The sequence below is a fragment of the Actinomyces oris genome, assembly GCF_001929375.1.
Lineage (GTDB): Bacteria > Actinomycetota > Actinomycetes > Actinomycetales > Actinomycetaceae > Actinomyces > Actinomyces oris_B.
Genome location: NZ_MSGO01000030.1, coordinates 32284 through 59061, shown reverse-complemented (window position 1 = coordinate 59061; position 26778 = coordinate 32284). Strand labels below are relative to the sequence as shown.

At 69.3% G+C, this 26778-nt stretch carries 20 protein-coding genes and 1 pseudogene; 4 read left to right on the top strand and 17 right to left on the bottom strand.

The window, feature by feature from the left end; all coding sequences use genetic code 11:
• Positions 1–57 precede the first annotated feature (57 nt).
• Positions 58–1359, top strand: coding sequence for an AAA family ATPase (locus tag BKH32_RS06975; RefSeq protein ID WP_075249262.1), 1302 nt, complete (start codon positions 58–60; stop codon positions 1357–1359).
• Position 1360: 1 nt separating this feature from the next.
• A complete protein-coding gene (locus BKH32_RS06970; protein ID WP_075249261.1) occupies positions 1361–1969 on the top strand; it encodes an RloB family protein in 609 nt (202 codons plus the stop codon).
• On the opposite strand, the gene BKH32_RS06965 is transcribed toward BKH32_RS06970, so the two are convergent.
• The 14 genes and pseudogenes from BKH32_RS06965 to BKH32_RS06900 form a co-directional block, all read right to left on the bottom strand.
• Entirely contained in the window at positions 1966–2505 is a 540-nt protein-coding gene (locus tag BKH32_RS06965) for a DivIVA domain-containing protein (RefSeq protein ID WP_075249260.1), read from the bottom strand. The two genes, BKH32_RS06970 and BKH32_RS06965, sit on opposite strands and share 4 nt — an antisense overlap.
• Positions 2502–3239: a pentapeptide repeat-containing protein gene (locus BKH32_RS06960; protein WP_075249259.1), complete on the bottom strand. Its 738-nt coding sequence runs from the start codon at positions 3237–3239 to the stop codon at positions 2502–2504. The genes BKH32_RS06965 and BKH32_RS06960 overlap by 4 nt, the downstream gene beginning before the upstream one ends.
• A gap of 203 nt (positions 3240–3442) precedes the next feature.
• A complete protein-coding gene (locus tag BKH32_RS06955) occupies positions 3443–5656 on the bottom strand; it encodes an FtsX-like permease family protein (RefSeq protein ID WP_075249258.1) in 2214 nt (737 codons plus the stop codon).
• Positions 5653–6498 carry an ABC transporter ATP-binding protein gene (locus tag BKH32_RS06950; protein ID WP_075249257.1) on the bottom strand — a complete coding sequence of 282 codons (846 nt, stop codon included), beginning with the start codon at positions 6496–6498 and terminating at the stop codon, positions 5653–5655. The genes BKH32_RS06955 and BKH32_RS06950 overlap by 4 nt, the downstream gene beginning before the upstream one ends.
• On the bottom strand, positions 6495–7019 hold the full coding sequence (locus tag BKH32_RS06945; RefSeq protein ID WP_060958115.1) for a PadR family transcriptional regulator: 525 nt from the start codon (positions 7017–7019) through the stop codon (positions 6495–6497). The genes BKH32_RS06950 and BKH32_RS06945 overlap by 4 nt, the downstream gene beginning before the upstream one ends.
• A gap of 250 nt (positions 7020–7269) precedes the next feature.
• Positions 7270–7581 (bottom strand): annotated as a pseudogene (locus BKH32_RS06940) (ClbS/DfsB family four-helix bundle protein); the annotation flags it as partial.
• A gap of 105 nt (positions 7582–7686) precedes the next feature.
• Entirely contained in the window at positions 7687–9258 is a 1572-nt protein-coding gene (locus BKH32_RS06935) for a peptide MFS transporter (protein WP_075249256.1), read from the bottom strand.
• A gap of 314 nt (positions 9259–9572) precedes the next feature.
• Complete coding sequence (locus tag BKH32_RS06930; RefSeq protein ID WP_178384574.1) at positions 9573–11156, bottom strand: peptide MFS transporter; 1584 nt, start codon at positions 11154–11156, stop codon at positions 9573–9575.
• A 384-nt stretch (positions 11157–11540) separates the two neighbouring features.
• The gene (locus BKH32_RS06925) at positions 11541–12809 is read right to left on the bottom strand and encodes an alpha-hydroxy acid oxidase (protein ID WP_075249254.1); all 1269 of its coding nucleotides are present in this window, start codon (positions 12807–12809) and stop codon (positions 11541–11543) included.
• Between the two features lie 217 nt (positions 12810–13026).
• Complete coding sequence (locus tag BKH32_RS06920) at positions 13027–14490, bottom strand: mannitol dehydrogenase family protein (RefSeq protein WP_256691270.1); 1464 nt, start codon at positions 14488–14490, stop codon at positions 13027–13029.
• Positions 14491–14763: 273 nt separating this feature from the next.
• On the bottom strand, positions 14764–15414 hold the full coding sequence (locus BKH32_RS06915) for a LutC/YkgG family protein (protein WP_075249253.1): 651 nt from the start codon (positions 15412–15414) through the stop codon (positions 14764–14766).
• Positions 15414–17147, bottom strand: coding sequence for a LutB/LldF family L-lactate oxidation iron-sulfur protein (locus BKH32_RS06910; protein ID WP_075249252.1), 1734 nt, complete (start codon positions 17145–17147; stop codon positions 15414–15416). Before BKH32_RS06910 ends, BKH32_RS06915 begins: the two co-directional genes overlap by 1 nt.
• Complete coding sequence (locus BKH32_RS06905) at positions 17144–17974, bottom strand: (Fe-S)-binding protein (protein WP_075249251.1); 831 nt, start codon at positions 17972–17974, stop codon at positions 17144–17146. The genes BKH32_RS06910 and BKH32_RS06905 overlap by 4 nt, the downstream gene beginning before the upstream one ends.
• Positions 17975–18446: 472 nt before the next feature.
• On the bottom strand, positions 18447–19127 hold the full coding sequence (locus BKH32_RS06900) for a GAP family protein (protein WP_075249250.1): 681 nt from the start codon (positions 19125–19127) through the stop codon (positions 18447–18449).
• 238 nt (positions 19128–19365) lie between these two features.
• On the opposite strand from BKH32_RS06900, the gene BKH32_RS06895 reads away from it, so the two are divergent.
• Together BKH32_RS06895 and BKH32_RS13915 are read left to right on the top strand one after the other, a co-directional pair.
• Positions 19366–19923 carry a TetR/AcrR family transcriptional regulator gene (locus BKH32_RS06895; protein WP_256691253.1) on the top strand — a complete coding sequence of 186 codons (558 nt, stop codon included), beginning with the start codon at positions 19366–19368 and terminating at the stop codon, positions 19921–19923.
• A 214-nt stretch (positions 19924–20137) separates the two neighbouring features.
• Positions 20138–20281 (top strand): hypothetical protein, encoded by a 144-nt coding sequence (locus BKH32_RS13915; protein ID WP_178384573.1) that lies wholly within the window; start codon positions 20138–20140, stop codon positions 20279–20281.
• 391 nt (positions 20282–20672) lie between these two features.
• On the opposite strand, the gene BKH32_RS06890 is transcribed toward BKH32_RS13915, so the two are convergent.
• The 3 genes from BKH32_RS06890 to glpK all read right to left on the bottom strand — a co-directional run bounded on the left by BKH32_RS06890 (position 20673) and on the right by glpK (position 26719).
• The gene (locus tag BKH32_RS06890; RefSeq protein WP_075249248.1) at positions 20673–22382 is read right to left on the bottom strand and encodes an L-lactate permease; all 1710 of its coding nucleotides are present in this window, start codon (positions 22380–22382) and stop codon (positions 20673–20675) included.
• A gap of 279 nt (positions 22383–22661) precedes the next feature.
• Positions 22662–24743: a heavy metal translocating P-type ATPase gene (locus tag BKH32_RS06885; protein WP_081376728.1), complete on the bottom strand. Its 2082-nt coding sequence runs from the start codon at positions 24741–24743 to the stop codon at positions 22662–22664.
• Positions 24744–25183: 440 nt separating this feature from the next.
• On the bottom strand, positions 25184–26719 hold the full coding sequence (gene glpK / locus BKH32_RS06880) for a glycerol kinase GlpK (RefSeq protein WP_075249247.1): 1536 nt from the start codon (positions 26717–26719) through the stop codon (positions 25184–25186).
• Between the last annotated feature and the right edge of the window lie 59 nt (positions 26720–26778).

The window sequence follows — 26778 nt, the reverse complement described above, 5'->3', positions numbered from 1 at the left end:
GCGTGGCGTTTTGGGAAAAAACTTCCCCAAACGAGTTGTTCGCACTAGGGTTGCGGTATGTTGCTGGACTTCACCGTGGCGAACTACCGCTGCTACGCAGAGGAGGCGACCCTTGATCTCACTCGGAGCTCGCTCAAGACCCTGACGCCGCGTACCGACTCCTCCTGGCAGGAGCAGACATGGCGCGTGGCGGCGATCTTCGGCGCTAACGCCTCAGGCAAGTCCACCCTCTTGGACGCGCTTGACTGCCTCCACCACGCCATCGGGGGGCAGCGGGACATCCTGTACCAGCCCTTCAGTCTCGATCGCGACCACGCGGCACAGCCGTCCCGCTTCACCGTCGGTTTCACTCACGAGAACGAACGCTACAGCTACAGCGTCGAGGCGCATCGCTGGGGAATCTCGCGTGAGGAGCTCTGGGCGGCGGGACAGCGCTGGCGCAAGGTCTTCGTGCGCACCCAGGGGCCCGAGGATGACAAGCCCGTGATCGAGGCCGGCACCACCCTCAAGGGCGCCACGACCGAGGTCGGTCGGATTACGACGCCCAAGGACCTCTTTCTCGCCGTGGCTCTGAGGTACGAGCACGCCACGCTCGCCCCGATCGCGCGCAGCCTGCGATCCATGCGCTTCATCCACCACAGTGATGAGGAGCGCAGCTCGCGTCTGCGGTGGGTCATGCGCCGGCTCACGGACGCCCCTGAGCAGTGGACTGGCATTGCGAACTCCATTGCTCAGGCCGCCGACCTGGGCATCGTCGGACTTGAGCTCGAGGAGCAGGAGGTTCCGCAGGAAATGCTTGAGCTCCTGCGTCGCCTTCCCTGGAGCGAGGACGAGGAGGCTGAGGTTCCCGCCGAGGTGCTCAAGGAGCTCCAGCGTCATCTCGTGCTCCAGCACCGTGGGGCGGACGGTAAGGACTACCGGTTAGCGAGCAGCCAGCAGAGTCAGGGCACTCTTACCTGGCTGGCGACGGTCGGTCCCGCCATTGACGCCTTGCGGCTGGGCCAGGTGTTGTGCATCGACGAGCTCGATGCGAGCCTCCATCCGACGCTGACCGCCACGTTGGTGGACATGTTCAAGGACTCGGATCTCAACACCCGGGGCGCCCAGATCGTCTTCACAACCCATGACACGGCACTCCTGGACAATTCTCCCGTCCAGCTCCTGGAGGCGGGCGAGGTGTGGATGACGGAGAAGTCCCCCTTCGGTGCCAGTGAGCTCTTCTCGCTCGCAGACTTCCCCTCCAACCGCAAGGGCACGAACAAGCAGCGCCGCTACCTCGCCGGTGCCTTCGGTGCTATCCCTCGGGTAGACACCTCCAGCCTCCGCCGGTACCTCTCAACGCCGGCGGAGGCGAAGTGAGATGACACCACCGAGAAGGAGACGACGCGCTCAACGAGCCGAGCGGCGCACCGTTCTCCTGGTAACCAACGGGCGGGTCACCGAGAGCGCCTACCTGCAGCAGCTCTGCCGACGTGTGGGCCATGACAGGATTTCAGCCCAAGTGAAGGTCATCGAGGGTGACCCGCTCACCGTCGTCAAGGAGCTCAGCGGACCTCGGTCAGACCTCAGCGAATACAGGGAGGTGTGGATCGTCGTCGACCACGATGGCCAGGACCGTTATGGCTTTCTGGCCGCATGCCGAAGGCTGAGCAGCAAGCGGACCGTTGTCCATGGCATCGTCTCCGTGCCCTGCTTCGAGGTCTGGCTCAACGCCCACTACGTCCCCGTGAAGAACTACCAGAACCAGGCAGACGCTCAGGCTCACTACCGGGAGCTGACGGGCCTGAGCAGTAAGGACGCCAAGACGCTCCCTGATGACTTTCCCTGGGACAAGGTCACGCAGGCCGCGGCCAGGTGCCATCTGCCGACGGACAGCCTTCCTGAGCCTGATACTCAAGGGCCTTGCCCATCGACAACGATGCCCCACCTGCTCCGCAGTCTTGGACTTCTCAGCGCTGACGGGCTCTAGAACCCAGCCGTCCCCAGGCGGCGCTGGGCGGCCTCGAGCTCGGCGCGCAGGTAGGCGTTCTCCTGCTGGAGCTGGGAGATGTACTGGTCGCGCTGGGCGATCGCCTCGGCGTACTGAGCTCCACCGGCTCCGGCGGGCCCCGGGGCGTACCCGGTCTGGGCCGGGCTCGTGCCATAGGCTCCGCCGCCGGAGCCGGGCTGGCCGGCGGAGGAGCCGGCGCTCAGCTGCGCCTCAAGGGCCTCCATAGTCGAGACCACCTGAGTGAGGAAAGCATCAACCTGGTCGACGTGGTAGCCCGACCACCGGGTGGTCGAGAACCGGATGTTCCTGATGGCCTCGGACGTCAGGAGGCTCTCGGCCCGCCGGTGCGAGGGGTCCGAGGAACCTCGTGACGTGCCGAGCCGCTCCTCGAGCTCCCTCATCGTGGTGGTTATCTCGTCGAGGAACTCGTCGACCTCATCCTGGTTGTAGCCCTCCTTGAATGAGGAGACCTCGAACTTCACGGTGAGAACGTCGTCGGCTGTCAGTAGCGTCATGCTCTTGTACTCCTTGTCGTCGCATGCTGTACATGGTCCCGGTCCTCGACCCGCAGCCCCAGGTGCTGCGCCAGGAGCGGTGCGAGCTCGGTGAGCTGCCCGCTGCTGACAGTCGCCCCAGTCAGGGAGCCGACGCCGCTGATCACTGTCATCTCCAGGCCGCGCAGGTCGACGTCGCTCAGGCTCCCGCCGTGCAGGCGCAGCGTGCCCACCCGGCAGTCCTCGAAGCGGACCCGTTGGGCCTCGATGCCGCTCAGGTCCAGCTCGTCGATCCGGGTGCCCCGGATGAGGAGGTCGCGCACAGCGGTTCCGGCGAGGTTGGTGAAGCCCAGGCGGCATTCCTCAATGAGGACGGATTCGACGTCGGCGTCGTAGAGCTCCCAGGCCCCGATACGGGAGTCGAGCAGCTCCACCGTGCGCCAGGTGGAGCGCGGACTGTGAAGATAGGTGGCGCTCAGGCGCTCCAGGCGGCAGTCGACCAGCCGCGCCGCAGCCAGGTCGGTGTCGTTGGCGAAGACCTCCGAGAACCGGCAGCTGAGCAGACTGATCGCAGACAGGTCCTCGCCGCTCAGATCCGCCTCGACCAGCTCCAGGTCCTCGACCATCTCACCGGCGGTGAGCTCATCGGCCCCGCCCTCGCGCAGGCGACCCAGGTCCGGTGCCGCGAGGACCGGTGGCCTCGGTGCGGCCAAGGGGGAGGCGTCCTCGGCCGTATCGGTCCGTCCTGCGGTCATGGTCCTTTTCTACCGCAGATCACCTGGCGGGGGTCGGGGAATGCGCTCCCCAGTCCCCAGGAGGGGTACGTGTCCATATCGGTGACAAAGGAGCGGCGAGGCCATCACTCCGCCGAGAAGAACCGCGGAATCATGCGGTTTTCTTTTCCGCGACCGAGCCCGGTCAGGGCCTTTGTCACCGATATGGACACCGTGGGCCGCCGCTACTCGAATCTGACGGTGGTTCCGGCCAGCATGCGCCGGCCGTAGCGGGCACTGGCCAGGGTCGCCACCACCACCAGCGCCAGGCACGCCCCCAGCACCAGCCAGTAGCCGCCTCCGGGCCGGCCGATGTGGCGGCCCGAGACACCGCCGATCAGCGACCATGCGGTCAGCCAGCCCAGGCCGATGCTCATGACCAGGGCAGTGGCCGTCGGCAGCGTCGCCTCGTAGGAGACCATGGAGCGCAGTGTCGCCGCCGGCATGCCGACCAGCCTCAGCAGACCGAGGACCCGCCGGCGCCCCAACAGCGCCGCCACCGTCGAGACCCCGAGCGAGACCGCGGAGATGCCCGCGGCGATGAGGATGCCGATGTAGCCGAGCTGGGCGAACTGGTTCTCCATGGCGCTGCCCTGGAGGGCCTGGATCGAGCTGGGTGAGGTCGGGGCGGTCCCCAGGGGCAGGCCGGAGGTGGCCAGGCAGGTGCGGGCCCGATCGATGGCCCCGGGGCTGGCCGGGTCGGTGCCCACCAGGATGACGGGCGCGCCGTGCTCACGGGCGCTCGCCAGCTCCTCGGCGCTGACCGGCGACGGCGAGGCGGCCGCGTTCTCATACAGCCACTGGGTACTGATGCTCACCGCGCCATCGGGGGCCACTACATGCGGTGCCCCGAGGGCCTCGGCCTTGTCGGCCTCGAGGATGATCTGACTGTCCTGCTTGCTGTCCCCGCTGATCCTCCCCACGGCGACCGTCGTCACCCCGGGCACGGCAGCGAGCCGAGCCACGGCGCTGTTCAGGGCGCCCTCGTCGCTGACCGCAGGCGTCGCCCCGAGCGTCGTGGGGCTCAGGTGTCCACCGCCCTGCGTGACGTCGCGGGTCCCCGCGGCGGCCGTGATGGCGACGGCGAACACCGTCATGGCGTAGACGGCGATGACGACGCCCGCCACCGCCCGGAAGACCGCCCTGGGGTGCTGAGTGATCCGGTTGAAGCCGATGACCTGCGCCGCAGAACGGGCCAGGGCCCTGCCGCCTCGTGCCACCCACCAGGTCAGGACCGGCCCGGCCCACAGCAGCCCCAGCATCGCGCACAGGAAGGAGACGGGCAGCAGGTAGATGGTCAGGTCGGAGTCCTGACGGGCCACCGACGGGGTGCTGACCAGTCCCGCCGTCCCCAGGATCACGGGTGCCAGCGAGATGAGGCGGGGACGGTGCTCGGTGCGCTCACGGGACCCGCCCAGCGGGCCGAGGTCGGCCCGTCGCGTGCGCCACCAGGCCACGGCCGCAGCCCCAGCCGTGGTCACCACGACGGCGAGGACCGCGTTGACCGGGGAGCGCAGCAGGTCGGAGTAGTAGAAGCGGCTGGTTCTCAACGTGATCTGCGCGGCCAGCGGGATCGTGGCCAGGTAGAGGGCCACGCCCGCGATGGCGCCGACGAAGGTGGTGGCCCCGATCTCCAGGGCCGCGGTGCGGGCCACCTGCTGGGGCGTGGCCCCGATGAGGCGCAGCGTGGCGAAGCGCTCGGCCCGCTGCGCCGCCCCCAGGTCGGTGACGATACCGACGAGCAGCAGCGCGGGCACGAGCACCGCGATGGCGCCGATGAGCGTGGCGATCCGATACGCATCGTTCTCGTAGGGGATGCCCTGGAAGGAGGTGACCACCTGGGGCGGGATGTAGAACTCGGAGGCGGTCACGGTCCCCAGGTCCGTCCCGACGACGGCCACCAGCGAGTCCGGGCCCTCAACGGCCTCTGGGGACAGGACCCCCACCTGCTTGCCGTAGCGGTCACCGAGCTGGTCGGCGGGAAGGGAGGCGATGCGCTTGGCCAGGGCCGGTGAGGCCAGGTACTCGCCCCGCTTCGGGACGACGTCGGAGCCCGGGATCCTCACCGAGGTGGTGCCCGACTCCGGCAGGGCCACCCTCAGGATGGTGATCGGCTGGTTGTCGACGACGTCGACGTTGCTGGCGACCGCCAGCTCGCTGTCGGTGAGGGCATGGTCGGGCTGGAGGTCCGCGTGGTTCGACTGCTCGGAGATGCCGGGCATGAGGGCGGTGGACGCCCAGCTGGAGCGCATGCTGCGCTCGGGGAAGGCCTGGGCGGCGGCCAGCAGCATGAGGAACAGCGCCACCCCCACCATGACGCCGGCGACGATCCCGGCCAGGCGGCGCCGGGCGGAGCGGTCGTTGGCGACAAGCAGCCGGGTCAGGGCGATGCGGCTCATGACCGGCTCCTCTGACCGCCTGGACTTCCCGGGCGTCCCGGCTCGGCGTGTCCCGGCCGGCTCGGGCCGGCTGCGGCGTGCGTGGCCCCGGGACCGATGCGACCGTCGCGCACGGTGACCTCCCGGTCGGCGTAGGCGGCGACGCGCGCGTCATGGGTGATGATGACCAGTCCGGCACCTCGGGAGCGCACCGAGCTCAGGAGCACCTCCATGGTGCGTTCGGCGGCCAGGGAGTCCAGGGAGCCGGTGGGCTCGTCGGCGAAGAGGAGTCGCGGGTTGGTCACCAGCGCCCGTGCGACGGCGGCCCGCTGCGCCTGCCCGCCCGAGAGCTGGGTGGGGCGCTTGTCCAGGTGCTCGCTCAGCCCCAGCTCGCCCAGGATCTCGCGGGACTGGGCCAGCGCCCGCCGGCGCGGGGCGCCCGCCAGGAGCAGGGGGATGGTGACGTTGTCCAGGGCGGAGAGGTCCGGCAGGAGCTGGCCGAACTGGAAGATGAAGCCGAACTCCTTCAGGCGCAGGCGGCTGCGGGCCGCCTCGTCGAGGGCCGCGATGTCCTGCGGCGCGCCGCCTCCGTGGTAGTCGACGCGCCCGGCGTCGGGCACGAGGACCCCGGCCATGACGTGCAGGAGCGTGGACTTCCCCGAGCCCGACGGGCCGGTGACGGCCAGAACCTCACCGGCCAGGACGTCCAGGTCGACGCCGCGCAGCGCGTGGGTCTGCCCGAAGCTCATCTCCAGGCCGCGGGCGCGCATGATGACCTCGCCCGGCAGGTCCGCCCCGCCCTGACCGGGTGCGGGGTCGACGCCGGCGGCCGTGACGTCGGTGATGACGGCGGTGGCGTTCATGAGCGCACCTCCTCACGCAGCTCGCTCAGGCGGGCCGCCGTGGTCTCCATCCAGCGCAGGTCGGCCTCGATGTGGAACAGGGCGTGGTCGGCCAGCAGCACCGTGCGCAGGTCGCCGTCCTGCTTGAGGCGGGTCAGCTCGCGCATGCGCGCCATGTGCTCGGCGCGCTGAAGGTCGAGGAGGCGTCCGGCGTCGTCGTCGAGCATGAGGGCGATGACGGTCTTGGCGAAGATGTCGGCCTGGACGTCACCGGCCGGGGTGACCGGGGTCAGCAGCCACTGCTCGACGCTCTGGCGTCCGGCGTCAGTGACCTCGTAGCGCTTGCGCTCCGGGCCGGCGCCGGGCTCGGCCTCGACCTGCGTGATGAGCCCGTCGCGCACCAGGCGGGCGAGCGTGGCGTAGACCTGACCGTAGGCCAGCGGCTTGGAGGCGGCGAACCAGTGGTCCCAGGAGCGCTTGAGGTCGTATCCGTGCCCCGGTCCGGCGCTGAGCAGCCCAAGAAGAGTGAGTCTGGATTCCATGCCCGCAACTATACGCTGAGTGTATACACCGACGACATACTCCGTGAGGAGGAGAAACTGAGGTGTGATCGTGAGTCTGTGCCGAGGCGGTGGGCCTTTGTTGTCCGGGCCGTGCCGGCCTCTGGGGTCGTCGGCAGGTCGTACGTCCCCTCAGCTGATGGTTGTCGCTGACGACAGGTTCATGGTGGGAGATGCGACCCCGGAGCGCCCTCGTACTGTGAGTCCTCCCCGGGGTGAGCGATCCGATTGCTCAGCGGCGTTTCCAGGCGCGGATCTTCGTGCGGAAGGAGGTGAAGGGCGCCCCCGTGTCGATATGCACCCACTTGGCCACAGGCCAGGCCGACGGCGTCGAGGAGGCCCACGTCCGCTGCCCTGAGGTGAAGAGCTCCTCCCGGCTCAGCGATACCACGAGAGCGACGACGTCGTCGACCCTGTCCCGAAAGGTCTCCTGGATGTGGGGCAGCGAGGCGTCACGCCACTGCTCGTAGAAGGCGCTGTAGAGATCGCCGAGCCGGTTCCACCGGTGACCGGGAGCGGGTGTGACCACCTCGCGCCCGGCCCGCCGGCGGCAGCCGGAGGCGCGCGGTCGTGGGTTAGCCCTCGCGGTCGTGCCCTGAACCTACGAACCCGAGACCTAACCTACGAACTCGCGGCGCCTCGGCCGCGACTAGTCCTGCACCGTGACTCCGACGTCGGCCATCTTCCGCTCCGTCCACGGGGCGACGATGAACAGGATGATGGCCACGGCGACCGTCACGACCCCCAAGCCGTAGTAGTAGGTGGAGTTCGCGACGTTCCCCGTCCTGGAGATGATGAAGCCGGCCAGGCCCTGACCGGTGGCCGTCGTCAGCAGCCACAGGCTCATCGTCTGGGAGGCGAAGCTCTTGGGCGCCAGCGCCGACGTCGTGGACAGGCCCACCGGGGACAGGAAGAGCTCGGCGACGGTCTGGATGATGAAGACCACGGCCAGGAACCACCAGGGGGACAGGTCCTGCCCGCCCGGCCAGGTCTGGAAGCCGTAGCCCAGGATGAAGGCCGATACCCCGATGATGAGCACCGAGATGGCGAACTTCATGATGGTGGAGGGGAACCGGCCCGCCCGCCGGGTGAAGAGCCAGCCGATGAATGGGGCCAGGATGACGATCGTGGCCGGGTTGATGGACTGGTAGGTCTCTGGGGTGATGGCCCAGCCGAGCAACGGGATGCGGCCGTCGGTGTTGTCCTTGGCGAAGGTGGCCATCTTGCCTGCCGCCTGCTCAGAGATCATGAAGAACAGGACCGCGCCGATCCACAGGGGGATGTAGGCGCGCAGGTGGGTGCGCTCGCGGGCCGTGACCCTGGGGGAGCGGAACATGAGGATGAAGTAGCCCAGGGCGGCGCCGGCCGGGATGATGAGCATGGTCGTGGAGATGGCGTCGAGCAGACTGCCGGTCAGGATGTCGAGGACCACGACGAGTGCTGCCGCTGCCGCCACGGCCAGCATCGAGGCGAGCACGAACCTCCGGCGCTCCTGGGGGCGGATGGGGTTGGGGACGGTGAAGGCGAAGGCGGAGAGCTTGTGGCGGCCGTAGACGAAGGCGACCAGGGCCACCCCCATGCCGACGGCGGCCGAGGAGAAGCCGGCGTGGTAGCCGTAGTGCTCGCGCAGCCAGCCGGTCACCAGCGGAGACGCCAGTGATCCGAGGTTGACCGACATGTAGAACAGCTGGAATCCGGCGTCGCGCCGCGGGTCGTCATCATCGTAGAGACCTCCGACGATCGTGGACAGGTTCGGCTTGATGAAGCCGGTGCCCACGGCCACCAGCACGATCCCCGTCCAGGAGAAGGCGGGCGCGGGGATGGACAGGCAGATGTGGCCGGCCATGATGACGACGCCGCCGTAGAGGGTGGACAGCCAGGGCCCGATGATGCGGTCGGCGAAGATGCCCCCGGGGATCGCCAGCAGGTAGACGGCCGCGCTGTAGGAGGCCAGGATGACCTGCCCGGAGTTGTTGCTCAGGCCCAGGCCGCCGCCGGCCACGGTGTCGGTGATGAAGTAGAGCAGGATGGCGCGCATGCCGTAGTAGGAGAAGCGCTCCCACATCTCCACGTTGAGCATCCAGGGCAGTCCCCGGGGGTGGCCGAACAGCCCCTGGTCCGCCTTCGACGGAGTTGTGCGCAGGGTGGCGGGGCGCCACCGGCTGGTGATCATCCGACCGGTATCGAGACCGTCCTCGACGGGAGCCGGGGTCGTTGACATGAGACTCTCTCTTCCTGTGGTCGGGTGAGGTGTGCCGCCGGACTGTCAGTGTTCGGCAAGAACCGCAGGTACCTGTGCACCCTACCCTGACCGTGCGATTACTTCGGGAGGACGCGAGGGCGGCTGAGCGAAGCGGCGAACGAGGTCGGTGAGGCCGGGATGATGCTCATCTCCCCTCTCTGGGGTCCGTCGGCAGCAGTCGGAGGCGCGCGGTCGTGGGTTAGTCCTCGCGGTCGTGCCCTGAACCTACGAACCCGAGACCTAACCTACGAACCCGAGACCTAACCTACGAACTCGCGGCGCCCCAGCCGCGCCTAGTCCTGCGCGGCGACCTCGACGTCGGCCATCTGCCGCTGGGTCCACGGGGCGACGGCGAACAGCACCAGGGCCATGAGCAGCGTGGCCACGCCCAGGCCGTAGTAGTAGGTGGCGTCGGAGGCGTCCTCGGTCTGGGCGATGACGAACCCGGCGACGCCCTGCCCGGTGGCGACGCTGAGCCACCACAGCCCCATCGCCTGGGAGGCGAAGCTCTTGGGGGCCAGGGCGGTCGTCGTGGCCAGGCCGACCGGGGTCAGGAAGAGCTCGGCGACGGTCTGGATGACGTAGACCAGCGTCAGGAACCACCAGGGGGACAGATACCGCCCGCCCGGCCAGATCTGGAACCCGTATCCCAGCATGAGCGCCGAGAGCCCGACGATGAGCACCGCGATGACGAACTTCATGATGGTGGAGGGGAACCGGCCCGCCCGCCGGGTGAAGAGCATGCCGATCAGCGGGGCCAGGATCACGATCGCCGCGGGGTTGACCGACTGATAGGCCTCAGCGGTGATCGACCAGCCGAACAGGGGCAGACGCAGATCCGTGTGGGAGTCGGCGAAGGTGGCCATCTTGCCTGCCGCCTGCTCGGTGATCATGAAGAACAGGACCGCGCCGATCCACAGGGGGATGTAGGCGCGCAGGTGGGTGCGCTCGGGGGCGGTGACCTTCGGGGAGCGGAACATGACCACGAAGTAGGCCACGGCCGCACCGACCGGCACGAGCAGGCCCGCCGTGGCGACGGTGGTCACCAGGTTGCCGGTGAGCGCCTGGAGAACGGCGATGACGGCGCCGACGGCGACCAGGACGCCGAGGGATCCCAGTAGCAGCCGCCGGCGCTCCTGGGGGCGGATGGGGCTCGGGACGGTGAAGGCGAAGGCTGAGAGCTTGTGGCGGCCGTAGACGAAGGCGCCCAGGGCGAAGGCCATGCCGACGGCGGCCGAGGAGAAGCCGGCGTGGTAGCCGTAGTGCTCGCGCAGCCAGCCGGTCAGCAGGGGAGAGGCGAAGGCGCCGACGTTGATGGACATGTAGAACAGCTGGAAGCCCGCGTCGCGCCGGATGTCATCGTCGTCGTAGAGGCCGCCGACGATGGTCGTCAGGTTCGGTTTGATGAAGCCGGTGCCCACGGCCACCAGCACGATCCCCGTCCAGGACGTCACGGTGCTGGGGATGGACAGGCAGATGTGGCCTGCCATGATGACGACGCCGCCGTAGAGGGTGGACAGCCAGGGCCCGATGATGCGGTCGGCGAAGATGCCCCCGGGGATCGCCAGGAAGTAGACGGCCATCCCGTAGAGCGCGATGACGACCTGCCCGCTGGTCTCGCTCAGGCCCAGGCCGCCGCCGGCCAGGGTGTCGGTGATGAAGTAGAGCAGGATGGCGCGCATGCCGTAGTAGGAGAAGCGCTCCCACATCTCCACGTTGAGCATCCAGGGAAGCCCTCGGGGCTGGTCGAACAGCCCCCGGTCCTGCCTCGACGGCGTCGTGCGCAGGTTGCGGGGCCGCCACCGGCTGGAGATGAGGCGGCCGGGCCCGGCGAGCTCGTCCTCGCGGTCGTCGACCGCCGTCGCGGTGCCCGACATCGGGCCGGATGTCGAACCGGACGTTGAGCCGGACGTTGAGCCGGACTCGGACTGTGCCATGGCGCTGTCCCTTCCTCGGGGCGGTGGCCGCTCGGGACCGGCCGCAGGGGTGATCCAGGGCGCCGGGTGCTCCGTCTGATGCGAGGAGGCACAGACCTGTCGCCGAGGACAGAAGTGATGGTGCCACGACCATAGCGCCCGGCCTGTTTCCGGCATGCTTCCGTTTCTCGGCACGACGGCGGCGGCCCCGGAGAGGCGACCGCTGGGGTCTCTTCTCCGGGGTCACCGGGCGCCGCCGCGCAGGGCGGACGGCGGGGACTCCTCCGACGCCGGGCGGAGGGACTGGGCCGGTGGGGTGGGGTGGGGCCTGCGCGGAGCGGGCCGTCAGCGGGCCAGGGCGTCGGCCGCCGCCTTGACCTGCGGGCGCACCGGGGTCAGGCGGGTCAGCTGGGTGACGTGGCGCGGCTCGAGCTCGTCCAGGCTGGAGACGCCCAGGAGCTTCATGGTGCGGACGACCTCGTCGGAGAGGATCTCGATCATGCGGTCCACGCCCTCGCGCCCGCCGGCCATGAGGCCGTAGAGGTAGGCGCGGCCCACGAGCCCGAACTTGGCGCCCAGGGCGACGGCGGCCACGACGTCGGCGCCGTTCATGATGCCGGTGTCCACCATGATCGTGGCGTCCTTGCCGACCTCACGGACCACCTCGGGCAGGAGGCGGAAGGGGACGGGGGCGCGGTCGAGCTGGCGTCCGCCGTGGTTGGACAGCAGGACGCCGTCGACGCCCAGGTCGATGAGGCGCTTGGAGTCCTCCACCGTCTGCACGCCCTTGATGACGATCTTGCCGGGCCACATGGAGCGGATGACCTTGAGGTCCTCGTCGCTGATGGTGGGGTCCATGGCGCTGTCAAGCAGCTCGCCCACGGTGCCGCCGGTGGACTTCAGGGAGGCGAACTCCAGCTTGGGCGTGGTCAGGAAGTCGAACCACCACCACGGGCGGGGGATCGCGTTGAGGACGGTGCCGGCCGTGATCTGGGGTGGGATGGAGAAGCCGTTGCGCTTGTCGCGCAGGCGGGCCCCGGCCACGGGGGTGTCCACGGTGAACATGAGGGTGTCGAAGCCGGCGGCCGCGGCGCGCTCGACCAGCCCGTAGGAGATCTCGCGCCGGCGCATGACGTAGAGCTGGAACCAGTTGCGCCCGTGAGGGTTGGCGGCCTTGACGTCCTCGATGGAGGCGGTGCCCAGCGTGGACAGGGTGAAGGGGATCCCGGCGGCGCCGGCGGCCCCGGCCCCGGCGACCTCGCCCTCGGTCTGCATGAGGCGGGTGAAGCCGGTGGGGGCGATGCCGAAGGGCATGGCCGAGCGTCCGCCCAGGATCTCGCAGGAGGTGTCGACGTCGACGGCGGGGTGCAGGATATCGGGGTGGAACTCGATGTCTCGGAAGGCCTGGCGGGCGCGACGCAGGGAGATCTCGCCCTCGGCGGCGCCGTCGGTGTAGTCGAAGGCCGCGGCCGGAGTGCGGCGCTTGGCGATCTTGCGCAGGTCCCAGGTGGTCAGTGCGGCGTCGAGGCGTCGACGCTTGGGGTTGAGCTCGGGCGTCTTGAAGTGGAGCAGCTCGAAGATCTCGCTCGGGTTGGGCAGCTGGCGCTTGACCATAGGAACCTCATCGGTGAGTCGGATTCTGGACGCTCCGCGCGACGCGGAGCGCTCGTGGAAGGCGACCGGCCCCCGTGGCCGGCCCTGAGGTCCACGAACCGCTTCATGCTATGGGACAAAGGTCACTGAAGCAAGGTTAGCCTAAGCAATCTTTCTGATGGGGTGGTGCGTCGAGCCGGCCGGTGCCCGGGTCGACGGCCCGGGCACCGGCCCGGGGCTAGGCCGCTCGGGTGCGGCCGGTCAGAGCGCGCAGACGCGCCCGCGCGCCCTGGCGTCGCAGGGCATCCAGCTCCTCGACGAAGGTGCGCCGGAAGCGCTCGTTGGTCGCCAGGTCCCCGAAGACGCCCTCGTGGGAGATGAAGGCCGTCTCGTGGCCGGACTTCTGTGCGGCAGCCAGGAGCAGCAGCTCGTCGGCCAGCGGGTCGTCGATGGTGATCGCCTTGCCGTTCTCGTCGACGCCCTCATCGCCCAGCGCCCAGGCAGCCACCATCGCGGTCCCCAGACGGATCGGCCCACCGGCGGTGAGGTTGTCGCGCACCGTGCCCAGGACGAACTTCGGCATCCGGCTGGAGGCGTCCTGTGCCAGGCGGAAGAGCGTGTCCGCGATCGCCTCGTTGGTGAAGCGCTTGAAGAGCGTGTTGATGTAGTCGTCCAGGTCGATTCCCGGCACCGAGCGCAGGGTGGCCCGCGCCTCTCGCTCAAGATAGGCCCTTACCCAGGCGGCGATATCCGCATCGGCCGCGGCCTCGTGCGCGTACTCGATCCCCAGCAGCCGCCCCCAGTGGGCCAGCCCCTGGTGGGAGGCGTTGAGCAGACGCAGCTTCATGAGCTCGTAGGGGACGACGTCGTCGACCATCTGCACCCCGACCTCCTCCCACGGCGGCCGCCCGGCGGGGAAGTCGTCCTCGATCACCCACTGGGTGAAGGGCTCGCAGACCACCGGCCAGGCGTCCTCAACACCGAGTGCCCGCCGCAGCTCGGCGACGTCGGCCCGCGTGGTGCGCGGGGTGATCCGGTCGACCATGCAGCTGGGGAAGGCGACGTTGGCGTCGATCCAGTCGGCCAGCTCCGGGTCGCTCATCGCGGCCTGTGAGACGACCGCCTTGCGCGCCACCGTCCCGTTGCCGGGAAGGTTGTCGCAGCTCATGACCGTGAACGGCATGATCCCGGCCGCCCGACGGCGCCGCAGCGCCTCAACGATGTAGCCGAAGGCGGTCCTCGGCCCGCCCGGGTGCTCGGCGTCGTGGACGGCTCCGGGTGCCTCAGTGCGGAACGTGCCGGTGGCGTCGTCAACGTTGTAGCCGCCCTCGGTGACCGTCAGTGAGACGATCCGGGTGGTCGGCTCGCTCATGAGGGACAGGACCGCCTCGGGGTCATCCGGGGCGAAGAGGTAGTCGTGGATCGAGCCGATGACCGCCGGATCGCGCAGCCCACCGGGGTGCTTGAGAACCAGGGTGTAGAGGTGGTCCTGAGCCGCCAGCACGTCACGCATCCGAGCGTCCTCGGGCAACAGGCCGACGCCGCAGATCCCCCACTCCAGGCAGGAGCCGCCCGGTGCGGCGAGTGCTCCGCCGTCACCAGGGTCGGACCCGGCGCGCCGGCGCATGAGCCTGTCGAGGTAGGCGGCCTCGTGGGCGCGGTGAAAGCCGCCCACACCGATGTGGACGATCCCGGTGGTCATGTCGGAGCGGTCGTAGTCGGGGGCCAGGGGTGACTCAGTCAGTGAGATGGTCAAGAAGAGGTCCTTTCCGCGCTGCCACCAGTCGCCCTCAGTCAACCCGGCCTCCTTGGAAATCCGGTGTGCGTCCGCCCCGGGAGGCCTCAGCGGAACGGTCCGCCCCTCACCCGGATCCCCGTGAAACTCTTGCGGGAGCAGGGAAGAGCCGACAAGGCTCCGCGCCGCCCGAGCAGTGAGCAATCGGGCGACGCGGAGTGCGGGCGGTCTTGATGAACCTCAGTGGGCGATGACGACGCGCAGGTTGCGCGGGCCGTGCACGCCGTTGACGCGCACCAGCTCGATGTCGCTGGTGGCCGAGCCGCCGGCGATCCACGTCATCGGGCGCGTGGGATGCTTGCCCAGGACGTCGACGGCCTGCGGCACCGTCGGCATGATCGTCTCGCGCTCCAGAACCACGACGTGCTTGTCCGGCACCAGCGAGATGGCCCGGCGGCCCTGGTCCGGTTCGCCGTCGAGGACGATCGTTCCCGAGATCGAGATGCCCACACGCGAGCAGGTCAGCACGGCGTCGATCTCATTGAGGTCGAGGGTGGCGATGGCCTCCTCGCGGGAGTCCTCCACCACGGTGCGGCCGCCCCGGGCCGCCGCCTTCTTGTAGTCCTCGGGCAGCCCGGCGGGGACGACGACGGAGCGCGCCTCACCGAGCAGCTCGTCAATGGCATCCAGGATCGCCGCGTCCTTGGGGGCGACGATGACCTCGGCCGAGTAGTCCTCGAGCTTCTCGATCATCTCCTCAACCACGGGCTTGGAGCCGGGGGGATTGTCCCCGGAGCGGATGTAGTTGCGCGGGATCGGCCCCACCGGTCGGGTCTGGGACCGCGAGATCGCGTCGCGGGCGCGGGCCAGGATCGCGGACTTCGCATCCATCACAGCTCCTCCTCGCTGGTCGAGCCGGCCGGGGCCTGGGTGGCGGATGCCTCCGGGGCGATCGGCTCAGGGTTGTTGATGGCCGAGCGTGCGTCCAGCGCGGCCGGGGTGGGCTCGCCGTCGGCGCTCGCGCTGCCGGACACCGGCTTTCCGGGAGACGGTGGTGGATCGGCCGGGAAGCCGTCCGCGTGTCCGCGGCCGACCTGGGCGCCGGCGACCTGGCTCAGGGGAGTCTCGCCCTCGGGGTGGGTGCGCCTCCACCACTGGCGGAAGGTCTCCGAGGGGGCCACCGGCAGGTCGCGTGCCCCGGTCCACAGGGAGGCCGGGAAGGGCAGGGCGCCGATCTTGCCGTCCTTGCCGCCCAGCAGCGCGGAGGCCTTGACCGTCTGCGAGGCGGCCTCCCACAGCGAGCTCTTCGACATCACCGGGGCCGAGACGTTCATGGCCACGTCCCACACGTCCGGCACGATGCGGCGCTTGACGTCCACGGAGCGGGCCCGCAGGTGGACGAGGATCGTGGGGATGTCGATCTTGACCGGGCACACCTCGCCGCAGGCCCCGCACAGGGAGGAGGCGAAGGGCAGGGTGTGGACCGGGTCGTCGTCGGCCAGCCCCTGCGTGAGCTGAGGCGTGATGATCGAGCCGATCGGGCCGGGGTAGACCGAGCCGTAGGCGTGTCCACCGGTGTGCTGGTAGACGGGGCAGATGTTCATGCACGACCCGCAGCGGATGCAGGCCAGGGCCTGGCGGCCCACCGGGTCGGCCAGGGTCTTGGTGCGCCCGTTGTCCATGAGCACCAGGTGGAACTCCTTGGGGCCGTCGCCCTCGGTGACACCGGTCCACATGGAGGTGTAGGGGTTCATGCGCTCACCGGTGGCCGAGCGCGGCAGGAGCTGGGAGAAGATCTCCACGTCCTGGAACCGGGGCACCAGCTTCTCGATCCCCATGAGGGTGATGAGCGTGTCCGGCAGGGTCAGGCACATGCGCCCGTTGCCCTCGGACTCGAAGATGGAGACCGTGCCGGTCTCGGCCACACCCATGTTCGTGCCGGAGACGGCCACCGAGGCGTGCAGGAACTTGTTGCGCAGGTGCGAGCGGGCCGCGGCCGTGAGCTCCTTGGGGTCGTCGGAGAGGTCCGCGGGGGCGTCCTCCATGCGGTCCAGGAAGATGCCGCGCACCTCGGAGCGGTTGCGGTGGATGGCGGGCACCACGATGTGCGAGGGCATGTCGTCGGCGAGCTGGACGATCATCTCGGCCAGGTCCGTCTCGTGGGCGGTGATGCCCCGGTCGGCCAGGTACTCGTTGAGGTTCGTCTCCTGGGTGGCCATCGACTTGATCTTGACGATGTCGTCGACGCCCTTTGAGGCGATGATGTCGGTGATGATCCGGTTGGCCTCGGCGGCGTCGCGCGCCCAGTGGACGATTCCACCGCGGGCGGTCACGTTGGCCTCGAACTGCTCCAACAGCTCGGGCAGGCGCGAGGCGACCTCGAACTTGACGGCCTCAGCGGCGTTGCGCAGGTCCTCCCAGTCGGGCATCTCGGCCACGCGGTCGGCGCGCTTGGAGCGGATGGTGCGTGTGGCGTGACCCAGGTTGCGGCGCATCTGGGTGTTGGCCAGCGTCTTGTGCGCGCCCTCGGGGAAGGTGTGCCCCCAGCGCAGCGTGTCCTCGGGCTGCTCGACCTCGGTGCGCCACCCGCCCGTGTGGGGCATGCCGAGAAATACCTGTGTCATCGTGCCACCGCCTGTGTGTGCTGAGAGTTACCGGTGTGCTGGACGTGCTTGGGGGCGAAGGAGATGTTGCCCTCGAAGGGCGCGTCCTTGGTGGAGGCCAGGATCTCGGCCAGGTGCATGATGCGCACCCCGGAGTTGACACGGGACAGGCCACCGCCGATGTGCATGAGGCAGGAGTAGTCGCCGGCGCACAGGACCTCGGCGCGCGTGGACATCACGTTGCTCATCTTGTCGGCGAGCATCGCGGTGGAGGTCTCGGAGTTCTTCATGGAGAAGGTGCCGCCGAACCCGCAGCAGACCTCGGCGTCGGGCAGGTCGATGAGGGTGAGCGCCTCGACGGCCTTGAGGAGGCGGTAGGGGCGGTCGGCGACCTTGGCGATGCGCAGCGAGTGGCAGGTGGGGTGGTAGGTGACCGTGTGGGGGAAGTAGGCGCCCACGTCCTCGGTGCCCAGGACGTCGATGAGCAGCTCGGTGAGGTCGTAGGTGTGCGCGGCGATCTGCTCGACCCGCTTGGCCAGGGCCGTGTCGCCCACATGCTCGGCCACGAGCCCCTGCTCGTGACGGGCCGCGCCGGTGCACGAGCCCGAGGGGATGACGATCGCGTCCCACTCGCCGTCGAGCACGGGGGAGAAGGTATCCACGTGGTTGCGGGTGATCTTGGCGGCCTGCTTGAAGTAGCCGGTGTTGGCGTGCATCTGGCCGCAGCAGACCTGTCCCTCGGGGAAGCAGACCTGGTGGCCGAGCCTCTCCAGGATGGTGACGGTTGCCTGCGCTGCCTGCGGGAACATGGTGTCCGCAAGACAGGTGGCGAAAAGGGCGATTCGCACGATATGCCTCCACGACGTCGTAGCTGAGACTGTCACGAGGACCGCCCGGACTTACCTGCTTCGTAGCAGGACGTGATGCGGCCTCGGCTGCGCCTCAGGCTACGGGCCGATGGCGGCGGTCGTCGGACAACGTGGGGCTCCTGGTCGGCCGGTCCTGACCTTCGGTGCGGGCTTTTCGGCGGGATGGTGCAGATCTGTGCAGGACAGTGTTGGTTCGGGAGAGAGGCGTCCGCGGCGTGTGGGAGGTAAGTCCTAGATGCGGATTGCGTCATGCATCACTGCCCTTATCCGTGATGGGGGTCGGGGAGGCCCCGTCGGGAGTGCGACCGGCGCCGTCGAGAACGTGCTTTCGCCGCGAGGACGTACTTTTGCGGTGAGGACTGCGCTTGTTGTCAGAATGCGCGCGCCGGGGCGCAGTCGCCGGTGGGGGATCGCAGTCCTCGGCTGGGAAGTACGTCCCCGATCGGTGCGGCTAACCCAAGAGGCCCAGGGCGCCTGCGCTGCGCGCGGCGAGGTGGAGGCCGAGGGGCGCTGCGATCCACAGGAGGGTGACCTTGGTCTCATACTCCAGCCTGGGGGCGATTCTGGCCAGCTTGGGTAGAAAACGCTGCCCCAGCGTATCGGCCAGGCCGAGCATGACGAGGGCGGGTGCGATCATGACCAGGCAGTACAGGATCAAGGTGACGATCCGTGCCGGCCAAGCCTCTGGGGAGGAGGCGATGATCCCGGTCGCCGCGATGTAGGGGACCATGGTGGCGGCTTCGGCGAGTGAGGCTCCCAGCCCCAGAACGACCATCGCCCCGGCTGAGGCGGGAGTGGGCCGGTTTCCCAGAGAATCCGTTCCGGGCTCGGGCTTGGGCGGGTTGGGGCTGAGGATGCTGAAACCCGCCAGCACCACACCGATGACGAGGGTCGCCCACTGTGCCGTCTCGGTGCGGGCCAGGCGCGCCGCAGCGGAGCCGATGAGGTCGAAGCCGGCCACGAGGGCGATCCCGAGGCCGAGGTACACCAGGCACACGGTGGTCAGGTAGATGGTCATCGGCCCACGGTCCACGCGACGGCTGCGCACGACGAGCGCGATCGGGATGACCAGCGTGCCCAGGCTGGTGGAGTCCAGCAGGGCGAGTCCTGCGAGTGTGGCGGCGTGTTCCATGGGTACCTCGCTCGTTAACCGATTGCTGTCGTACGACCGTATGACAGTTCTCATACGATCGTATGAGGGATAGTCTGGTGAGGCAACCGTTATTGAGCGCCCGAGATGTCGGTGGGAGTAACGACGGTGGAGGGCGCCTGCGAAGGCACTGAAAGGGACAACCGCGGAGGGCAGCGTCATGGACCAGGAAACGGGCCGGCGATCGGTCCTTAACGCCCTGATGTCATCGGCAGCGATCATGACCGCTGACGCCACCATCGCGATCATCGCCGAGGAGGGCTTCGACCGGGTCAGTGTTCGCAGAGTGGCGGCCCGGCTCGGCGTCGCCCCGGGCACCGTTCAGTACCGCTCGCCGAGCCGGCGAACTCTGCTGACCGACGCCCTCGTCCGTTCCGTCCAGCGCCAGGGTGGCCGTGTGCTCTCTCATGAGGTGGATCCCGCACAGCCGGAGACCCTGGTGAGGGCTCTTGCCGAGCTTCTGCCGACCGGGGCCGTGCAGCGCGAGGACGCGGCTGCCTGGGTCGCCTTCGGTGCCGCTGCATCCACCAGGCCTTGGCTGGCCGATCCCTACTGGGAGGCGCTCCAGACCATGCGTACCTGGGTCGAGGGCATTCTGGCGGACGCTCGGAAGGCCGGTCGTATGCGCGTGGACCTGTCACCCGCCGAGGGAGCGCGCCTGGTGACCGCCGTCGTCAACGGGCTGACCCTCGACCTGCTCAACGCCCCGCCAACGGAGTCCGACGAGGTGATCGGCCAGCTGCGCGCGGGGCTGGGCCTGATCCTGCGAGGCCTGTGAGACCCGAGATGCCCGCGAGGACGTCGGCGATGGCGTGAGATGCACGAGACCCGGAGGGAATGCGCGGCTATGCGGCCCACAACTGCGGTAGGGCCGAGCTCAGGATGTCAGTGCCGGCTGGCATGATTGGGGGCGCCTCCCTTCGGCTCCTTCCCCCGGAACACGTGCAGTGTCCTGGCCGGGGAGGAGAGGAGCTGGGAAGGAGGTGAGGGCCGTGTCCAAGCCGAAAGGCCGGAATGTGAAAGTCCGCCGGGGCAAGGTAACGGCCCGGAAGGTGAGCAAAGTCTTGACCGCTATTGCTCGCCTGATCCGGGCCGTCGGTGTCCTGGTGGATGCCCTGAGCAAGTGGTTCAGCTGAGGCTGGCTGCTTGCTGGGGGAGTCGCCCGGCTAGCACCCGGGTGGCTCCCGACCATTATGGCCGGCGCCGCTCCGCCCTGTCCACATCACGACGAGACTCATCAGGAACGCCTGCGAAGGAGGATCGGGGCCTCCTTCGCGCCCATCCCAACAGAATCGTGTCGCCCTGGCCAGTGAGGCCGCCGTCGAGGACGTACTTTTGCGGCGAGGACTGCGCTTGTCGTCAGAATGTGCGTGCCGGGGCGCAGTCGTCGGTGGGGGATCGCAGTCCTCGGCTGGGAAGTACGTTCCCGATCCGACGCCGCAGGCGTGGGTACACGCACGACGCCCCCGGGACCGCGAAGGATCCGGGGGCGCTGTACGCGGGAGTGCGAGTCAGGCTCCGGCGGCCTCAGATGCCCAGCCCGACTTGGGAGGCCAGGAGCACGAGCGTGCCCAGCACCAGCAGCAGCCCGATGGAGTAGGGGGCCGCCTTCTTGAGGATCTCGGCGTCCGTACCGGGGGCGTCCACCGCGGTCGAGGCGATGGCCAGGTTCTGCGGGGAGACGATCTTGCCCAGCCCGCCACCGATGGTGTTGGCGGCCAGCAGGATCCTCGGGTCGAGCCCGGCCCCCTGGGCGGCGGTGGCCTGCAGGTTGGCGAACAGGGCGCCCGCGCTCGTCGCCGAGCCGGCCACGGCCGTCCCCACCCAGCCCAGGGCCGGGGAGAGGAAGGCGTAGGCGGCGCCCGTGGCCGCCAGGGCCGCACCGATCGCGGAGGTCTGGCCGGAGAAGTTCATGACGTAGGCCAGGGCCATGACGGCGGCGATCGTCAGGATCGCCATGCGCAGCGTGTAGCAGGTCTTGGCCAGCGTGGCGAAGCCCTTGCCCACGCTCATCTCGAACTTGCCCGGTACCGAGCGCGCCGCGTAGATGAAGGTGACGATGATGGCGGTCAGGAAGATCCAGGTGCCCGGGTTGGACAGGGTCTGAAGCGTGTAGATGGCGCTCTTGGAGGCCTCGCCCTTGGCGTTGAGGAGCTGGCCGTACACGCCGGGCCACTTCAGGGGCAGGTCGGTGGCCTTGAAGGCCTTGTCGAGATTGACGCCCAGGGTCCACAGCTTGGTCGTGGCGATGATGACCACCACCAGGACGTAGGGCAGCAGGGCCAGGATGACGCGCTCGCGGTCGGGGGCGTCGTCGGCGGCCACCTGGGAGCGGTACTCCTCAGGGGTCTTCGGGGTCCACACCAGCAGGAAGATGTAGGAGGCGGCCAGTCCCAGCAGGGAGGCCAGCACGGCGGTGAGCTCGTAGGAGATCGAGGGGGTGAAGAAGTGGCCCACCCCGGTGGCCAGCCCCGCCACGATCGCCAGCGGCCACAGCTGCTTGACGCCGCGGGTGCCGTCGAGGATGAACAGCAGCAGGAGCGGGATGAAGGCGCAGAACACCCAGGTCAGGTGCCCCATGGCGGTGGCGACCGTCACCGGGTCCTGGCCGCCGAGCTTGCCGGCCGTCGTGGTGGGAATGGCCATGGCGCCGAAGCCCACGTTGATGGCGTTACCGACCATGACGACGACGGCCGCCTTGAGCTTGGGCAGGCCCAGGGTCGCCACCATGGCGGCGGCGATCGCCACCGGGGCGCCGAAGCCGGCCAGCCCCTCGAGCAGGCCGCAGAAGGAGAAGGCCACGATGAGGGCCTGGGCGCGCATGTCGCCCTTGCCGATCACGTTGAACACGGCCTTGAGGTCCTTGGAGCGCCCCGAGACGTCAGTGAGGTTGTAGAGCCACACGGCCGCGATGATGATGTAGATGATCGGGACGAATCCCAGCGCCATGCCCTGGGTGGCGCTCATGATCGTCATGCCCACCGGCATGTGGAACAGCGCGACCGCGGTGATGGCGGCGATCACCAGGGAGATGATGGCGCACCAGTGGGTGGCCACCTTGAACACGCCCATGAGGACGAAGAACACCACCAGCGGCAGCAGGCCCACGGCGGCGGTGAGGTAGACGTTGCCTCCCACGGCGGTGGTCGACGGCGTGAAGGCGGCGGGCAGTCCCGCCAAGGCTGGGGCGAGCGGTGCTGGGTGCATCGGCAGGGCTGACAGGACGGCTGGCGTCATGGCTACTCCACTGTGAGTACTGATGGGGGCGTCCAGGTCGTCAGCGGGGCTGCGCTGGCAGCCGCGCTGCTGCGTCCTGGGTACTAAGGCCCAATGATCATGCCATGGAGACGGTGACTTGTGCACCATATGAGACGACCGCGTGCCGTTCTCGCGCGGCCTTTCGGGGGAAAGTAGGGGTGGTGCGGTGTGACGCTCGGAGCAGCCCGGAGCGTCATGGCGCTCCGGGACGGGCGCACGAGGAGCCGGCGTCGTGGTTCGCGTCGGTGGTCGGCCGGCTCAGCGCCTGCGGGTGCGCCGGGGCACCAGTCGGGCCGAGTTGAGGATGAAGGCGGACTCGGAGACGACGTGCACGAGGGCCGCGGCCACCGGCCCCAGCAGCCCCAGCCCGGCGGCGATCATACCGACGACGTCGACCACCACCGTGCCCACGAAGTTCACCATGATGATGCCCCGGGCCCGGCGGGCCACCCGCACGGTCTCGACCAGGTCGGCCGGGGCTGAGCCCACGAGCACCACGTCCCCGGCCTCGCGGGCCACGTCCGTGCCGGTGCCCATGGCGACGCCGACGTCGGCGGCGCCCAGGGCCGGGGCGTCGTTGACGCCGTCGCCCACCATGGCCACGCGCTTGCCCGCTCGGCGCAGCGAGTCGATGACCTCCTCCTTGTCGGTGGGCAGCAGGTCGGCGCGCACCTGTTCCTCGGTCAGGCCGAGCAGGCTGGCCACGTGACGTGCGGAGGCGGCCGAGTCGCCGGTGAGCATGAGGACCTCCAGACCCATGTCACCCAGGTCGCGCACGGCGGTGGCCGCCCCCTGACGCAGCCTGTCGGCCAGGGCGATGGTGCCCAGGAGCTGCCCATCGGCCCGCACCTCCACCACCGAGGTGGCCGACGGCGCCTCCGGGTCGGACTCGGTGCTCAGGGCGGCCTCGTCGTCGCAGTCGGCGGCGTCCCGCTCCGGCTGGTTCTCCTGCCCTCGGCAGCGTCCCACGGTGATCCGGCGTCCTTCGATGTGGGTGCTCACGCCGGCTCCGGGGGAGTAGGAGACGTCGCCGGGCATCGGCACCGTCAGGTCGCGGACGGCGGCCTCGGCGTAGATGGCCCGGCCGATCGGGTGCTCGGAGTTCCACTCCGCCGCAGCCGCCAGGGCCAGCACCTCGTTCTCCCCGGCGGCGGCCTCGGTGGGGCGGACGCTCACGACCCGGGGCGCTCCCACGGTGAGGGTCCCGGTCTTGTCCACCACCACCGTGTTCACCGCGGAGAGCTGCTCGAGGTGGGTGCCGTCCTTGACGAAGGCCCCGCAGCGGGCGGCGCGGGCGATGGCCGCCAGGACCGCCAGGGGAGTGCCCGCGGCCACCCCGCAGGCCCCGGCCACGATGATGACCGAGATCGTGGCGCGCACGTCCCGGGTGGCCAGGAAGGTGACGAGGGCTGCCGCCAGCGCCAGGTAGACGATGCGGGCCGCCAGCCGGTCGGCCAGGCGCTGGACCGGAGCGCGCGACGACTGGGCGTGGCGCACCGCCGCCACGATCCGCCCGTAGGAGGACTCCTCGCCGACCCTCTCCACCTCGAGCTCCAGGGCGCCGCGGGTGATGGAGCCGGCCGGGACCCGGTCGCCCGGCCCGACCTGCACGGGCAGCGCCTCCCCGGTGATTCGGGACTGGTCGACGTCGGCCCGGCCGGTGCGCACGACGCCATCGACCGGCACCCGGCCCCCGGGGCTCAGGGCGATGACCTGCCCCGGGCGCACCTCGTCCAGGGGAACCTCAGTGACCCCGGAGGACGTCCACGACCCGGCGGACTCAGTGGACTCAGTGGAGTCGGTGGAGTCGAAGGCCTCCGGAGCCCCCACCACCCGCGCGGTCTGCGGCAGGAAGGACATGAGATCGGTCAGGGCGTCGCGCCCCCGATCCATGGACAGGTCCTCCAGGACCTCGGCACACAGCGCGAAGACGGTCACGGCCAGGGCTGTCACCCACTCGCCGATGACGGCGGCCGCCACGATGGCCAGCAGCATCGACAGCTCCATGCTCATGCGCCGCTCGCGCAGGTCGCCGATGGCCTTGACGAGGATCGGCCAGCAGCCCGTCGCCAGCGCCACCGCCCCGACGGCGGCCACCGCCCAACCGTGCGTGCCGGCCGCTCCCGCGATCCAGGCGCCCACCGCCGCCAGGCCCACCGCCGCGATACGCACGACGTCGGCCCACTCGATCCGTTCGAGGATCCGCTCGCCCGTGCGGGCACCTGAGCGGGCGCCGGTGCCGGAGAGCTCGTCGGAGTCGTCGACGGGCAGTGCCGGTGTCGAGGCCGACGGGGCCGAGGCGGGTGGGGACACATGGGCAGCGGGTGGGTGAGCCGTCATACAGGGACTCCTCGCAGGGGGACGGGAAGGACTCCCCGGGGCGGGCCGGGGAGCACCACCCTGGAATCTACCGACCATTCATGCGGCTCGACAGTGTATGAGAGGACTAGGCGAGCCTCTGAGACCCGTCGCTGTGTCACAACGGGAGACTTTTCAGCTCGGATCTGAGAGCCTCTTCCCGGCGGAACCGCGCTGACCTGCACTGATGCGCGTGAGGCACTGGAGAGATGAGCATTGCGCGGGGTAAAAGTCGCCATCCGTGACACATCGACCGGGAAATGCTGAGCATCAGCTGTCCGAGACATGGTGAATGGCGCCGCTGGCGGGCCCGAGGAGGAGTCGGGACCCGTCGGCGGCGTCAGGGAGCTGGGCGCTCAGGCGGCGGCAGCCATCGCTGCCACCGACCGAGCGCTGCTGGACGCTACGCGGTCTGTCAGTTGTTACTCGACGACGTCCTCGTCGACCCAGTCCAGGGTGCGCTGGACGGCCTTGTTCCAGTTGCGGAAGAGCCGCTCGCGCTCGGTCTCCTCCATGGTCGGCTCCCAGCGCTTGTCCTCGGCCCAGTTGTCGATGACGTCCTGGGTGCCCGACCAGAAGCCCACCGCGATACCGGAGGCGTAGGCGGCCCCCAGCGCCGTGGTCTCGGCGACCTTCGGGCGCACCACGGGCACACCCACCTGGTCGGCCTGGAACTGCATGAGCAGCTCGTCACGGGTCATGCCGCCGTCGACCTTGAGCTCGGTGAGGGCGTGCCCTGAGTCGGCATTCATGGCCTCGAGGACCTCACGGGTCTGGTAGGCGGTGGACTCCTCCACGGCCCGGGCGATGTGCGCCTTGTTGACGTAGCGGGTCAGACCCACCAGGGCGCCGCGGGCGTCAGGGCGCCAGTGCGGGGCGAACAGCCCGGAGAAGGCCGGCACGAAGTAGGCCCCGCCGTTGTCCTCGACGCTGGAGGCCAGGGCCTCGATGTCCTTGGAGTCGGCGATGATGCCCAGGTTGTCGCGCAGCCACTGCACCAGCGAGCCGGCCACCGCGATCGAGCCCTCCAGGGCGTAGACGGCCGGCTCGTCCCCGATCTGGTAGCACACGGTGGTCAGCAGCCCGTTCTCACTGCGCACCGGGGTGGTGCCCGTGTTCATGAGCATGAAGCAGCCGGTGCCGTAGGTGTTCTTGGCCTGGCCCTTCTCGAAGCAGGCCTGCCCGAAGGTGGCCGCCTGCTGGTCGCCGAGGATGCCGCCGATGGGGGTGTCCACCAGCAGACCGTTCTTGCGTCCGTAGCCGAAGACGCCCGAGGAGGGGCGGATCTCGGGGAGCATGGACATGGGGATGCCCATGTCCGCGCAGATCTCCGGGTTCCAGTCCAGGGTGTCGATGTTCATGAGCATCGTGCGCGAGGCGTTGGTGACGTCGGTTGCGTGCACACCGCCGTTGACCCCGCCGGTGAGGTTCCACAGCGTCCAGGTGTCCATGGTGCCCATGAGGAGGTCGCCGGCCTCGGCGCGCTCGCGGGCACCCGCGACGTTCTCCAGGATCCAGGCGACCTTGGGACCGGAGAAGTAGGTGGCCAGCCCCAGGCCGACGCGGTCCTTGTACTTGTCCGGGCCGTCCTCGCCGGCCAGTCGGTCGCAGATCTTCTGGGTGCGGGTGTCCTGCCAGACGATGACGTTGTAGACGGGCTCGCCGGTGTTCTTGTCCCACACGACGGTGCTCTCACGCTGGTTGGTGATGCCCACCGAGGCGATCTCGTGGCGGTTGATCTGCGCCTTGACCAGCACCCCGCCGACGACGGAGCGGATGTTGTCCCAGATCTCGTTCGCGTCGTGCTCGACCCAGCCGGCGCGCGGGAAGATCTGCTTGTGCTCCTTCTGGTCGACGGCGACGATCCCGCCGTCGTGGTTGAACAGGATGGCGCGTGAGGAGGTCGTACCCTGGTCGATGGCCAGAACGTACTTCTTCTCAGTGCTGTTGGGGCTCAAAGGAGTGTCCTTTCACTTCGTTGTGAGGGGGCGGTGGTGAGAGCTGCGCTGGGCAGCGA